The following is a 14,157-nucleotide window of genomic DNA, read 5'->3' on the forward strand; positions in this document are numbered from 1 at the left end:
TTGAGCCGAACGATCCAAAATAATAAGTTTCCCTGAATGAAGAGTTCTGCGTTCTTGCGTTGCGTTTTGTTACCGATATTCTACCGTAGTATGAATGTCAGGACGATGAAGGTGGTTGTCACGGCTCGTCATTCCATAGTATCTGCCTGACTTCGGAAAGTAGCTTATGGCGCACCTGCGTCTGGCGAGATTGTGGATTGAATATGGCTTATGCACCGGTCCAGCAGCAGGCAGATATCAGCGATAATAATAAAGGTGCGCGTCTGCCGATCGTTGTTGACCTCGATCAGACGCTAATCCTTTCTGATACGCTCTATGAAACGGCGGCGATGCTGTTTTTCAAGCGACCGTTTGCCTTTATAAGATGCATACCTCAGCTTGCGAAAGGTCGGCACTCGCTGAAGGCGGCCATCGCTTCGAAGGTGAATCTGTCGGATGCAGTGTTCCCGATCCGTGAGGATTTGGTTGAGTGGCTGCATGAAAAGGCAAAAGAAGGTCACGAGCTTCACTTGTGTTCGGCTGCGGATCAATCCGTGGTGAACAATGTTGCGGAACATCTTGGAATTTTCAGCTCTGCTATTGGATCAGCACAGGCCAACCTGAAGGGGGCGGCCAAGGCTGAGTATCTGAAAAAGCAGTTCCCGGATGGGTTTATTTATGTCGGCGATCACGCAGCTGATCTGAATGTCTGGAAGGAATCGAGCGGCATTGTCCTAGCTGGAACGAAGCCGGCCGTGACAGCGCGCGCGCATGCGCTGGAAAAGCCGGTCATTGCAAGTTTTGATAATCCTAAGCTCAATCTCAAGGCGTTTCTGAAGGCCATCCGTGTTCATCACTGGTCGAAGAACGTTCTGATGTTCGTGCCGCTCATTCTCGCACACGAATGGACCAATATCGGATTATGGCTTCATGCCGTTGTCGCCTTCGCGTGTCTGCTGGCCGTCACTTCGGCCACTTATTTGCTGAACGATATTGCTGATGTCCATGCCGACCGCCATCATTGGACGAAGCGCAATCGCGCAATTGCCAGTGGAAAGCTGGCGATCAGGTCGGCATTCATACTGGCGGTCGGATTGCTTGTTGGCGGCTTTGCGGTTGCCTTTACGATAACGCCTCGTTTTGGGCTGGCACTGCTTGCCTATCTGGTGATCACCGGCGCATATTCGCTTGGTCTCAAGCGGGTCCCTCTGCTGGATATGCTGATTATCGGTGTTCTGTTTACCCTTCGCTTGGTCATGGGGGCGGCTTTGCTCGCTGACCCCCATCCGGAATGGCTGCTGACTTTCGCGGTTTTCTTTTTCTTTTCGCTTGCGTCCGCGAAAAGACATACGGAAATCGTACGCGCGTCGCTTATGGGTGAGACGAGCTTGAAAAGCCGGGGTTATGAGGTCGAAGATGCGCCTCTTACGCTGGCTATGGGACTCGGCACCGCGATTGCTTCACTTGTCGTGATGATGATTTTCATTTTGCAGGAGCTGCTGCCGAGCAACAGCTACTCGCATCCACAACCGTTGGCTCTTATTCCTCTGGTTCTTTCCATATGGCTCGGACGCATATGGCTTCTTTCGCATCGCGGCAAAATGAATGACGATCCGGTGAGCTTCGCCATTCGCGACCGGACGAGTATAGGTCTTGGTGTCGTGGTTGCGCTTCTCTTCGTTGTTTCGCTATGAGCAGTTTCGTTCCCCGCAGTGATATTCGTTCCTGGGGCGGCACCATACTGCGTGAGCATTCGGTCGCTTCGCCGGCCTGGCGTGACCAACTGCCTGGTCTGATCGCGAGCGCGCACGATTCAAACAGCAGTTTGCTGGCTTGTGGATTGCGCCGTTCCTACGGCGATAGTGGCCTCAATCCGGATGGCAAGTTGATCGATGTCTCCGGGCTGGACCGGGTGATTGCGTTCGATCCAGAGACGCGTCTGTTGCGGGCCGAAGCTGGCGTTTCCTTCGATACCATTTTGAATATCATTGTCAGGCAAGGCTTCTTCCTGCCCGTTACGCCCGGCACACGTTTCGTGACGCTTGGTGGCGCTGTGGCAAATGATGTCCACGGCAAAAACCATCATACGCACGGGACGATTGGCTGCTGGGTACGCCGGTTGGGGTTGCTTCGTTCCGGTGGCACCGAGATCGAACTGGCATCCAATGACAATACGGGTCTGTTTGCCGCCACGATCGGCGGGCTGGGGCTGACGGGCATTATCACGTGGGTGGAACTGGAAGTCATTCCCGTCGACAGTGCTCTGATGGATGCCGAGAATATTCCATTTGGCAATCTGGACGAATTCTTCTCGCTCTCGGCTGAAAGCGAGGAGGGGTACGATTATACGGTGTCGTGGATCGATTGCCTATCGAAGGGCGCCGCCCTTGGGCGAGGAATTTTCACCCGCGGCAATCATGCACCCACCGGGTCGCGACTTTTGGATCGTGGTAATACGCGGTTTACAATGCCGGTTAATCTGCCCGGATTTGCGATGAACCGCTATTCTATACGGGCTTTCAATGCTCTTTATTTCTGGAATGGCAAGCGAAAAAGCGGCAACGCTACAATCCCGGCGCACCCGTTCTTTTACCCACTCGACGCTATCGGTAGCTGGAACCGGATGTACGGGCGCGCAGGCATGTATCAGTATCAATCCGTGGTCCCCCCGGCCAATCAACTGGAGGCAACGCGCGAGATGCTGAAGGCGATATCGTCGAGCGGTCAAGGGTCGTTTCTGGCGGTCCTGAAGACGTTTGGGCGCAAGCCATCGCCCGGATTGCTGTCCTTTCCGCACGAAGGCACCACGCTTGCACTGGATTTCCCGAACAGGGGCGATAAAACGCTCCGGCTCATGGAAAAACTTGATGCGATTGTGCTAGAGGCTGGCGGAAGGCTTTATCCGGCCAAGGATGGACGCATGTCGGCGAAGATGTTTCAGAGCGGGTATCCCGAATGGGAAAACTTCGCGAAACATGTCGATCAGGGGTTCAGCTCTCATTTTTGGGCGCGCGTCGCGAGTTAACATTTCTCGCCAACGCGGTTAGAGATTTCGCGTTCGGTAATGCGTTCGTTGGATGAATTGGGCGGTTCTGAAATCCATTTGGAAAGAACCGATTTGAAAAGGGGAAGTTCTTGCGCCTTATCGTTCTTGGAGCTACGTCGGCTATTGCGATTGCAACGGCACGCCTTCACGCAAAGGATGGCGCAGTTATCCTTCTTGTGGGAAGGGATCAGGTTCGGCTTGATCAGATTGCCGCCGATCTGAAAATCCGTGGCGCCGAGCGGGTTGAAACCGCGATCACGGATCTCGCTGGTCCGCAGGATGCGCAAGCCCAGTTCGATGGTTTTGTAGAGCAGATCGGTGGTGTCGACCAGATATTGCTCGCTTACGGCATCCTCGGTGAACAGGGCAAGGCGGAACGCGATCTGGTCGCGGCAGAAGAGATATTGCGCGTCAATTTCAATTCGGCTGCGGCTTGGACTCTTGCTGCCGCCGATGTGTTTGAGCGACAAGGCCGGGGCACGCTGGTGGTGATTGGCTCCGTTGCGGGCGATCGCGGACGGCGGGCAAACTATATTTACGGAGCGGCCAAAGCCGGCTTGGCTGCATTGGTCGAAGGTATTGCGCATCGCTTTGCCGATAAAGGGCCGCGCGCGGTGCTTATCAAGCCCGGTCCAACCGTTACCCCTATGACCGAGGGTATGGACCGGAAAGGCTTGCTATGGGCAAAGCCGGAACAAATCGCGCTCATTGCCTATAATCGGTCCAAACGTGGCGGGCCTATTGCTTATGCGCCGGGTTTCTGGCGTCTGATCATGCTGATCATTCGCAACCTTCCGAGCACCATTTTCAATCGTATGGATATCTGATGCAAAAGATTGTTATTACCGGCGCGGCAGGGCTGGTCGGGCAGAATTTGATCGCACGGCTGAAATCTGTACCGGGGCTCAAGATAGTCGGTATCGACAAACACCCCACCAACACAGATTTGCTACGCCGCCTTCACCCGGAAGTCGAAGTTATCGAGGCGGATCTGGCGCAGGAGGGTGCGTGGCAGAATGCTTTCGTGGGTGCGGACGCAGTCGTTCTCAATCAGGCTCAGATAGGCGGATTGGTTGAAAAGGAATTCGTCGATAACAATGTCACGGCGACCGAACGGATCGTCGATGCGATGCGCCGACACAAGACCCCTTATTTCGTGCATATCTCGTCGTCAGTGGTTAATTCACAGGCCGATGATTTCTACACCCGGTCCAAAACGACCCAAGAACATTTCATCGACACGGTTACGGACATTCCGCACGTCATTCTGCGACCAACGCTTATGTTTGGCTGGTTCGACCGTAAGCACCTGGGCTGGTTGCGGCGGTTCATGGATCGGACGGCGGTCTTTCCCATTCCGGGCAACGGTGCGTTCATTCGGCAACCGCTTTATGTCGGCGATTTTGCCGCGATCATTATTTCAGCACTGAACACGCGGAAGACCGGTACATTCGATATTTCCGGTCTGGAGCAGATCAATTACGGCGATCTGATCAAGCTGATCCACAATACGGTCAAGCCAAAGGCCCGGATCGTTCATATCCCTTACACGCTTTTTTGGTGGCTGCTGTTCGTGTACGGAAAGTTCAGCAAAAATCCGCCTTTCACGACGAGCCAACTTGAGGCGCTGGTCATACCGGAAACCTTCCCGGTGATTGATTGGCCGAAAGAATTTGCGATTACGGCTACGCCTTTGAAGCAAGCTGTTGAGGAAACTTACCTCAACAAAACCTATAGCACGATTGTTCTGGATTTCTGAGGTGGCGAAATGAGCCGGATAGTTATCATCGGTGCCGGGGCAATGGGACTTGCAGCTGCACATCGTGCGGTTCAACTGGGCCACGAAGTCGATCTTGTCGAAAGCGACAGCGTGCCGGGCGGCATGGCTGCGCATTTCGACTTTGGTGGGCTGTCGATTGAGCGCTTCTATCATTTCGTCTGCAAGTCTGACGAGCCGACATTCAGCCTGATGCGCGAGCTTGGTATCGGCGATAAGATGAAATGGCGTCCAACCACCATGGGCTATTACATCAAGGACCGTATCCATCCGTGGGGCGATCCGATTTCACTGCTGAAATTCCCTTATCTCAGCCTCGTCTCGAAATTCCGCACCGGCTTGCAGATGTTTTTGACCACGAAGGCCAAGAACTTCAAATCTATCGAACACAAGACGGCGCGCCAGTGGCTGGAACAGGGCTCGGGCAAGGAAGTCTACAACACGCTGTGGAAGCGTTTGATGGAGCTCAAATTCTATGAACTCGCCGATGAGATGTCGGCTTCGTGGATTGCGACCCGTGTGCGACGTGTCGGCAATTCGCGGCGCTCTATTTTCCAGGAAGAACTGGGTTACATCGATGGCGGCACGCAAACGCTCGTTGACGCGCTGGTCGATGCTTTCATGAAAAAAGGCGGACGTCTGCATCTTTCCACGCCTGCCGAGCGCGTGGAAACTAAAGACGGCAAGGTCACAGGCGTGCTCGCAGGTGGTCGGGTTTTCCCGGCCGACGCGGTCATCTCGACTGTCCCGACGCCATTTATCTCATCGCTCGTTCCTGACCTTCCGACAGCATCGAAAGAACAATATGATGCTATTCGCAACATCGGTGTCGTGTGCCTGCTCTTCAAGCTGAGGAAAGGTGTCAGCAAGAATTTCTGGCTCAACATCATTGACGAAAAGATCGAAATTCCGGGTCTGATCGAGTTCTCGAACCTGCGTCCTGTCGATGATCACGTCATCTACGTTCCTTATTATATGCCGACGACACAGCCGAAATGGCAGTGGAGCGACGAGCAGTTCATTGAGGAGGCGTTCGCATATATTCGCAAGATTAATCCCAACATCACCCGGGGTGATCTGATCGATGCGACTGTTGGACGTTTACGTTACGCTCAACCGGTCTGCGAACCGAATTTTCTGGACAAGCTGCCGCCGATCCAGACGCCGATTGACGGGCTGCAAATTGCAGACACGTGCTATTACTACCCTGAAGACCGCGGTATCGCTGAGAGTGTTCGCTACGGTCGGATGATGGCGGAAACTGTCAGCAAATGATCGCCATTGCAAAGTCTCTTCTCGATCGTCCGTTTGTCCGCTTTGTCCTATCGGGCGGTCTCGCGGCAGCGGTAAACATCGGTTCACGTGTCTTGCTGTCGGAAGTGACCAACTTCTCGACAGCAATCGTCGTTGCTTATCTGCTCGGCATGACGACGGCATATATTCTGATGAAGCTATTTGTTTTTGAAGAATCTGGTCGTAGCGTCGGGCATGAATACCTCCGCTTTGGACTGGTCAACGCTGTAGCGCTCGTGCAGGTGTGGGGTATAAGTATGTTGTTAGCAAGATACGCATTCCCGGCTCTAAACTATAGTTTTCATGCGGAAACAGTGGCGCATGTAATTGGTGTGCTCAGCCCAATTGCAACGAGCTACTTCATGCATAAGTATTTTACGTTTGCAGGTTAGGGCGCGCGATGGCTTCGATTTACACCCGTTTTATCTTATTCTTTATTATCACGTCGATCATAATTATCGTTAAATTTCAGCCTTTATATTTCCACCCGGTTCTACCGGGATTGGATGGTTCGTGGCAATCGGCTCTGGCTTATGGAGCAGATAAGAGGCTTCTTTTTGGTAAGGATATCGTTTTTACCGGCGGCCCTCTAGCGGGACTATATAATCGACAGTTCGAAGCGAGTAATGCATATATATTGGCTGCCGCGTCCTTATCTGTAGTTTTTTTTATTAGTTTGTGTTTTTCAGTTTTCCTTGCGCGGATGAGAAGTATTCTTACTGGTGCGGCTGTTCTTATAACTCTAAGCCTCTCTTTGTTTCTGACGTCCGACGTAATGTTTATGATCGTGCCGCTTCTAGCGGCGTTGTATGGCATCTGGGGCGAAGAAAACAGCAAGAGATTAGTAGTCGGTTCCGGAGCATTTCTGTCTGGAATTATCGTATTAGCAAAGTTCTCTGTATTCCCAATCGCTATACTTTCTATGCTTGCATTGGATGTTTTGGATCTATTACGCAGAAGAATACCTTTGCATCTGGTTGTTTTTGCCGGTGGTTTGATTCTGGCATTTGTGCTGGCTGGCCAGCCTCTGGAACAGTTGCCGAGTTTCATCAAAAGCAGTCTGGAGGTGTCTAGCGGATATTCGTCGGCAATGAGCTTGCCAATCCAACTACCGGACCCTTTTGTCTGGCTAGCAGTCGCAACTCTGTTTGTGGGAACCCTCCTTTACGAAAGTTCTCGTCACTGGCATACCGAGAGCCGTTACAAACTTGTCGCGCAAGTTCTTGTCATATCGGGCTATTTGTTTGTAGCGTTCAAGGCCGGGTTTGTCCGTCATGATCTCCATATGCTGATCGCTTGGACTGCTTTGATCATAGTAATACTGGCTGTCATTGCAGCCCAGCCTCGGAAACAAAGCAGCCGTTGGCTTTTGGCTGGCCTTGCATTTGCCTGTCTAATTCCAGGGCAGTTGGCCTTATACAAAGTTTACCGAATTCTTCCTTTCACTGCCGTTGTCCAGTTGCCTGACACGTTAAGGCGAGAAGCGTCGGAACTATCAAGCTTTGCTCTGTCACCGTCGAACTGGAAGAAGAGGCTGGTTGAGCAAAATGTGGCTTCTTTGGCTTCAATCAAGGAGCAGAGGCCGTTACCACACCTGTCCGGTTCGGTAGATACGATTCTGAACGATCAATCTTCGATCATCGCCAACGGGCTTGACTATCGACCGCGCCCAACACTGCAAGAATATACAACCTATTCGCCATCTTTGATCGCTCGGAATCGTTCTTTTTTTGAGAGCGATCAAGCGCCAGACTTTTTATTCATGGCGCCGGGATCTATTGACCGGCGGCATCCCGCCTCGGTCGAAGGGGCTTTGTGGCCATTATTCTTCTCAAAGTATCAACCTTATCTTATTGAGGCGGACTATCTTGTCTTACAAAAACGCGCTCTTGCGCTGGACAACATAGAAACGAATGGCGGGCCAATTCACGCACGCCTGAATGAAGAAGTGCGCCTCCCTGATATGGCTGGACCGGTCATGGCCTCGATAACGATAAAGCCGACGATCATTGGAAAATTGCTGAATGTTTTCTATCGTCCGCCGTTGACCGAGCTCGTGATTTCATACCATGACGGGTCGGTAGAAACCTATCGTGTCATTCCCGGAATGCTGAGTGAAGGCCTGATGGTGTCACCATTGGTAAAGTCGCCGTCAGATTACTTATTGGTATCTACAGGGCATTTAGAAGCTGGCGCTTTACAGAAGGCCAAGAGTGTAATGGTCCGTGCGGGCTTTGGTGGAATACTCGCATACCGCTCAGATATTGATATCCAGTTTTCGATTCTGGATAATAAAGCTCTCCGTGATGGCTATAAAGGCAAGCTTGCTGATTTTTATTTCGAACAACAGAAGAATCTGAGCCTACTCCTAGAGAACAATCCAATACACGACCCAACAGTCATAAAGGTACCAGAGGGATTGCTGGCCCATGCTCCGACGATTTTGAATCTCCCTGTGAGCAGTTCTCGCCGCCTGGATATAAGTTTCGGTATACGGGAAGGAGCATGGCGGGACGGAGGCCAAACGAACGGTGTTTGTTTCAGTGTTCAAGCCGCCTCTTCAAAGATCTTTGAGCGCTGCCTGAAGCCTGTGGAGAACGAAGCTGACCGACCGGAGCAGAATGCAACGGTTGAATTGCCGAGCGGTACCGAAGCAATTTCATTGGAAACATCTTGTATCGGCGCTTGCGCTTGGGATTGGAGTTATTGGGCAAGGGCTGTGCCGAGACCTTAGTGTTTTATCGTTATTGAGCATATAAAGTCAGTGCACCGCCGGGCAAAATGACATGTATCCGTTTTGGATAGGCAATGCGACCATTACTTTTGGAGTGTTAGTTGTAATGTCAACGAAATATGCATGTGCAGAGTAATGCATATCTTCCCTGCAAAAAGGGCAGCTTTTCTGTCCGGGATTCTAAATCCCGTGCGACAGTTTTTTACGCTTTGTAAATAAGGACGGATACGTGTTGGTTCGCTCTACGGCAAGAAAAATTTCGTTAATTCTTATTTTCGTATCATGTTCTTATTCCATAATAAGATCGGCAATATTTGTTCATAACTATTATCTTGGACCAATTTATTGGGATCAATGGGAGTTTGTTAAGGACATAAAAGAAAACGGAAGCAATATATTTTCATTGGATTATATTTTCCTTGCTCATAATGAACATATTATCGCCACAACAAAATTTTTCTTTATATTAGATTATCTATTTTTTAAATTGACCAATGGGCCTCTGGTAGCGCTTATTTTTTTTCTCGCATTCATTATAGCCGGCTCAATCTCGCTTTTGGTATTCACGGGAAGAGTTAAAGGCGTCCTCTGTTTTGCCCTCTGCTTTGTTCTGTTTGCTTCCGGTGTTTCGCTTGCTCAGCATGAGAATCTCTTATGGGGATTCCAACCACAGTTCTATCTGGTCAGCCTAACGGCAGTTTGGGGTGTTTTCGCTGCATTGAAACTGGTTGAAAGTCCGGCCAGATCCAGACAACTTTTCTGGTTTGTTGCTTTATGTCTCTTCACGTTTCTAAGTATCTTCTCGATGGGAAATGGTATCGCATTGCCCGTATCCATTGGTCTATTCCTGGTTTTCGTTAGATGGCGTCATTGGCCGATGCTCGCGGGTTATTTGACGATCTCGGCGCTTTTCATCTGTATAGATTTATATTTGACTCGCCATTCTTTGCCGGTAGGAGGCTTGGGTCAAAGGGCGCCATCAGATGTGCTCCTTTTCTTTTTCGCAATGATTGGTGGTGCCCTTACCGGCAGCCTTGACACTGCATACAAAATCGGGATCGGCATATTTCTGATCTATGGTTTCACATTTATTAAACTGATCGCGGCGCCTTGGTCTAAGCGCCAAGATATTGATCGGGGTGTTGCTGCCCTCGTAGCTCTTGCAAGTTTCTTTTTTGCGGCGGCGCTTGCCACTGCCTGGACCAGAAGTCCGCTGGGTAGTGGGGCGGCGTTGTCATCGCGCTATAGCACCCCTATGCTTCTTTTGATTATGACTTGGGTCTGTATCTGGCTGCGCGAAATTCTTGTTCGGAAGGATGATAAAAATTTCGGCCTGATCGCTATATTGATGGTCATGGTTGCGATTGTAGGAACGTCTACGATGAGCGAAGAAAATGCGATCCATTTTTCTAAAGCGCAAACGCGCGCCGCATATTTCGCATTGTCTCATGTGGACTCAGACGAACAGCTTCTGAAACTATATCCAGACGCGAAAGCCATAAGAGCTGAGCTGAATTGGTTGCGGCAAAACAACCTTAATATTTTTGCCCGAAACGGCGGAATTGATACCCCAACGATAACCGAATTGTTAAGCGTCCAAAATCTGGGTAACGACCGTATCTGCAGGGACTATGCAATCGAAAGTATCATGCAAACATCGTCAGGCCAGTTGCAGTTGGTCGGTTGGATAACTGATGCGCAGAAACACACACCAGTTTGGGTGTTGGCATTCGACGGACAAGGCAATCTGCTGGGCTTTACCAAGCCGCTGGAGGATCGTCCTGATATTACTGCTGCCGTAGGTGCAGAGGCAGGTTTCAGGGGAGTCATCTTGCCAGTGAATATGAACTCTTCTGAGCGCCGCAATGTGGAACTTCGGGTCATTTCAACCGACCGCGATAAATCCTGTAAAATCGCCAATTTAAAAATGACTGGCTAACGTTGACTTCTTGGCGCAGGCGCGTTCAACCAGACGTGCCTGCAACTTTTGAAAATGGTTTTTGCCAATACACTGAGCCCCAATCAACCCGGGACAACCAACTTGAGCATTTCACAATGCTCGAAGGCGTGGCGGCCAGGCTAAAGAGAAATCTTCGCGATCCCGAGCTAGGTTGGGATTGTATGCTGGATCGTTCCAGTAGTTCGTGGCCCAAGTCTGTTCCATGTACCGGATTTCGCCAAGAAAACGCTGTTGCTTCTCAGGAGTTGTCTCCATTCCGCGGGTCGCAGATTCGTGATGGTACAACTCCGCATAAGGTGTCCATACATTGCGATAACCAGCAGCGCGGATTTTAAGACAGAAGTCCACATCATTGAAAGCAACGGTCAGTTCCTTTTCATTCAGTCCGCCGACCGCATTGTATACATCTTTGCTGACGACGAGACAGGCTGCGGTTACTGCGCTTAAGGTCTGGATCAACTGAGCGCGACCGAAGTAACCGAGTGAATCGCGTCGCAGGCCTTTGTGAGAATGGCCTGCGACGCCGCCTAGTCCAATTATAACCCCACCGTGCTGCAGAGTATCGTTGGGATACCATAGGCGAGCGCCAACCGCTCCGACGCCAGGTTGTAATGCGATGCTCATCATTTCGGACAGCCAGTCCGGCGATATCACTTCGATATCATTATTTATAAGTCCAACATATTCGCCATTCGCTTGCGCTACGGCATTGTTATTGAGAGCAGAATAGTTAAATGGCCGTTCGTCACGCAAAACTCTTATGCGATCATGTTTCTTCAGCATTTCGAAGTATGCAAGCGCCTCGGGTTCGTCGGAGTTGTTGTCGACGATGATGATTTCATAGTTTGGATAAGTCGTCTTTTCCACAATGCTATCAATGCATTGCTTCGTGAGTTCTAAACCATTCCTCGTTGGTATAATCAAACTGACAAGAGGAGTGTCTTCGGGTATGGCGTAGTGTACCCGGTACATACCGAAATCAAGCAGTTCAGTTTTAGCCTCAATGCTGGTGCGTTGAAAATGATCATCTAATGTTTTTTGTCCAGCAAGGAGAGCATAGTTTTTATTGCTTCCAGCTTGAGCGGTGCTCTCTGCGTGGCTCCGCCAGTGATAAAGTACCCTGGGAACATGGACGATCTGATTGGCGCTGAGCACCTCAGTCATACGCATAGCCAGATCATAATCTTGGGCGCCTTCATACCCCTCACGAAAACCACCGAGCTGCTGAACAGTTTCGCGATGATATACCCCAAGATGGCAAATCATATTATGCGATAGGAAAAGGTCTGGGTTCCAGTCGGATTTGAAATATGGATCAAAACGCTTACCCGTTTCATCGACCTTGTCCTCGTCGGAATAGATTAGCCGAGCTTCGGGGTGCGCCGTGATCGTCTGGGCGACGTAGTATAGTGCATCTTCCGGCAGAAGATCGTCCTGATCCATAAGTGCCAGCCACTCGCCGGTGGCTAGCTCAATCGCGCTGTTTGAAGCCTCAGAGATGTGACCGTTTTGCGGGCGAAAAACGACGCGTATGCGCTCATCACGCTTTTGAAGTGCTTCGAGTTCGCCTTTGACGTCAGGATTGGAAGAGCAATCGTCTGCAATACAGAGTTCCCAATTATCGTATAGTTGGCTGCTGACAGAATTGATGGCCTCATGCAGCCAATTCAGATTTGGATTATAGACAGGCATCACTATCGAGATTTTGGGTTTGACCGCCATGCCTTTTATGGCTTTCCGAATTTTCTTACGGCTTGTTCCATCAATCGAACTGTAGAGGCGTACCCATTCCGAGTAGTCGTTCCTGTCCACGATTTTCCCGTCTACGGAAACCTGCACTTGGTTCCCTGGAGTATTGGCGCGAATCCACCGACGTTTGAGACCGGAAATCCCTTCGTCCCTGAGCGTCTCATATGCTTTACAGCTGAATGATTTCAAACCGCCAGCGCGACGGACAACACTCGGCATCGCTTTTGTGATATGCACAGCACGACGACCCTGTCGACCGAAGTATCTATACGGTTTCGTCATCCGCCAGCTTTTTGACGTCAAGATAGCTTTGTTCTTCTCTCGTTCGGCGGCAAGTTCATTAAGAATTTGTGCATTCTCAAAACTGTTATGCTCGAGATTATTCTCTAGTTCGGATATTTTAAGTTCATAACGTTGGCTGATGCCTGATTGCTGATTTTGCCAGTGTTCGGAAATAGCAATCTTTTCTGCCTCATATTTGTCTTTGATGATGCGCCCGAGTTCAGATGCGTTGGTATGGAACTTTTCTATATCGCTGGCAGCCAAGCCGCATTCCCGAAGGGCCGATTGGGTGTGATGATTAGCTACATCCAGTTGATAAAGAACGGAATTTAAGTGTCCAAGGCGCGCGTAAGTCTCACGTGTGAGCTGCATTTCCTCGAGGTTAGTATCGTTCAGCTTTGGTAGAGTCCGTGGCGCATTCTTACCCCACATAAGGACCCCGAGACCATTACCATGGTAGAACTCGAAAGTCGGGTATTGGGATTCAAGTTCTTTCCAGAACTTCCAAACACCAAAATCGGTATGCTGGACGCGCGTGTCGTGAAAAAGCACGACACTTCGATCAGAAAGTACAGTTTTCCAGTTTTCGAAATCCTCGACGACGTCTTCGTATCTATGGCGTCCGTCTATGTGCAGCAGGTCAACGGAGCCATCTGCAAATTGAGACCGGGCTTCGTTGAAAGTCGATCGTATCAGAACGCCAATACCTGGATATTGAGTACGCAGTTCTACTTCTAATGCGTCGTAGACGTCGGTAGCGTAAAATCCTGCATGCTCATCGCCTTGCCAGGTATCGACAGCGAATATCGTCGTATTCAATCCTGCCGACTTCGCAGCCTGGCACATTGAAAGAAAGGAGAAGCCGTTATGAGTACCTAGCTCAACGACCGTCCTCGGCTTCAGAACGTCCATAAGCCAAAACGCAAATGGTGCGTGTTCAAGCCAAGCTGACATTCGAATATGGTTAGAGGGCATGAGCGATTTGGAGTTAAAGTACATCAATTCCTCTATGTGTCAGCGAAGTGATCTGAAACTGTAGTATTGAGCGATGTTAATTGCGTTGTTTGGCTATTCTTAGATCAGACGAAATCCGTTATCTCGATAAAATTTTATGCTCGATCTGAAAAATTGCCATATATGCCAATGGCCTTTTTTAGCGGCATGCCCGCCCATATGGATGATTTCGACGCTCGGGACGTAGGCAATCTTTGAGATTCGGCTTGATCTCACAGATAAATCGAAATCCTCGAAATAGAGGAAATATTCGGGGGCAAAGCCGCCCGTTTTTGTGAGTACATTGCTACGAAAAAGCATAAAGCAGCCGCTCACAATAGGTG

9 protein-coding genes and 1 pseudogene are annotated in these 14,157 nt (G+C 50.2%); 8 read left to right on the top strand and 2 right to left on the bottom strand.

What is annotated here, in order from left to right:
* Positions 1 to 203: 203 nt before the first annotated feature.
* The 8 genes from HWD97_RS13920 (at position 204) to HWD97_RS13955 (ending at position 10,768) form a co-directional block, all read left to right on the top strand.
* Positions 204 to 1,673, top strand: coding sequence for a UbiA family prenyltransferase (locus tag HWD97_RS13920; protein WP_371835147.1), 1,470 nt, complete (start codon positions 204 to 206; stop codon positions 1,671 to 1,673).
* Positions 1,670 to 3,004 carry an FAD-dependent oxidoreductase gene (locus HWD97_RS13925; RefSeq protein ID WP_371835148.1) on the top strand — a complete coding sequence of 445 codons (1,335 nt, stop codon included), beginning with the start codon at positions 1,670 to 1,672 and terminating at the stop codon, positions 3,002 to 3,004. Before HWD97_RS13920 ends, HWD97_RS13925 begins: the two co-directional genes overlap by 4 nt.
* A gap of 110 nt (positions 3,005 to 3,114) precedes the next feature.
* Positions 3,115 to 3,852: an SDR family NAD(P)-dependent oxidoreductase gene (locus HWD97_RS13930; protein ID WP_371835149.1), complete on the top strand. Its 738-nt coding sequence runs from the start codon at positions 3,115 to 3,117 to the stop codon at positions 3,850 to 3,852.
* Positions 3,852 to 4,784, top strand: a complete 933-nt coding sequence (locus tag HWD97_RS13935) for an NAD-dependent epimerase/dehydratase family protein (RefSeq protein ID WP_371835150.1) — start codon at positions 3,852 to 3,854, stop codon at positions 4,782 to 4,784. Before HWD97_RS13930 ends, HWD97_RS13935 begins: the two co-directional genes overlap by 1 nt.
* A gap of 9 nt (positions 4,785 to 4,793) precedes the next feature.
* Complete coding sequence (locus HWD97_RS13940; RefSeq protein ID WP_371835151.1) at positions 4,794 to 6,077, top strand: NAD(P)/FAD-dependent oxidoreductase; 1,284 nt, start codon at positions 4,794 to 4,796, stop codon at positions 6,075 to 6,077.
* The gene (locus HWD97_RS13945; protein WP_371835152.1) at positions 6,074 to 6,487 is read left to right on the top strand and encodes a GtrA family protein; all 414 of its coding nucleotides are present in this window, start codon (positions 6,074 to 6,076) and stop codon (positions 6,485 to 6,487) included. The genes HWD97_RS13940 and HWD97_RS13945 overlap by 4 nt, the downstream gene beginning before the upstream one ends.
* Before the next feature lie 8 nt (positions 6,488 to 6,495).
* Positions 6,496 to 8,829 carry a hypothetical protein gene (locus HWD97_RS13950; RefSeq protein ID WP_371835153.1) on the top strand — a complete coding sequence of 778 codons (2,334 nt, stop codon included), beginning with the start codon at positions 6,496 to 6,498 and terminating at the stop codon, positions 8,827 to 8,829.
* A gap of 229 nt (positions 8,830 to 9,058) precedes the next feature.
* Entirely contained in the window at positions 9,059 to 10,768 is a 1,710-nt protein-coding gene (locus HWD97_RS13955) for a hypothetical protein (RefSeq protein WP_371835154.1), read from the top strand.
* Between the two features lie 111 nt (positions 10,769 to 10,879).
* Here HWD97_RS13955 and HWD97_RS13960 read toward each other — a convergent pair whose 3' ends face one another.
* Positions 10,880 to 13,819, bottom strand: a complete 2,940-nt coding sequence (locus HWD97_RS13960) for a glycosyltransferase (protein WP_371835155.1) — start codon at positions 13,817 to 13,819, stop codon at positions 10,880 to 10,882.
* A gap of 75 nt (positions 13,820 to 13,894) precedes the next feature.
* A pseudogene (locus tag HWD97_RS13965) lies at positions 13,895 to 14,157 on the bottom strand (glycosyltransferase family 2 protein); the annotation flags it as partial.

Origin of the sequence: Ochrobactrum sp. C6C9 (assembly GCF_022627935.1) — a bacterium.
Taxonomy (GTDB): Bacteria; Pseudomonadota; Alphaproteobacteria; order Rhizobiales; family Rhizobiaceae; genus Brucella; species Brucella teleogrylli.

Excerpts from the sequence above, each read along its gene's own strand:
- HWD97_RS13920 (WP_371835147.1), top strand. The coding sequence starts at position 204 with ATGGCTTATGCACCGGTCCAGCAGCAGGCAGATATCAGCGATAATAAT.
- HWD97_RS13925 (WP_371835148.1), top strand. The coding sequence starts at position 1,670 with ATGAGCAGTTTCGTTCCCCGCAGTGATATTCGTTCCTGGGGCGGCACC.
- HWD97_RS13935 (WP_371835150.1), top strand. The coding sequence starts at position 3,852 with ATGCAAAAGATTGTTATTACCGGCGCGGCAGGGCTGGTCGGGCAGAAT.
- HWD97_RS13940 (WP_371835151.1), top strand. The coding sequence starts at position 4,794 with ATGAGCCGGATAGTTATCATCGGTGCCGGGGCAATGGGACTTGCAGCT.
- HWD97_RS13945 (WP_371835152.1), top strand. The coding sequence starts at position 6,074 with ATGATCGCCATTGCAAAGTCTCTTCTCGATCGTCCGTTTGTCCGCTTT.
- HWD97_RS13950 (WP_371835153.1), top strand. The coding sequence starts at position 6,496 with ATGGCTTCGATTTACACCCGTTTTATCTTATTCTTTATTATCACGTCG.
- HWD97_RS13960 (WP_371835155.1), bottom strand. The coding sequence starts at position 13,819 with ATGTACTTTAACTCCAAATCGCTCATGCCCTCTAACCATATTCGAATG.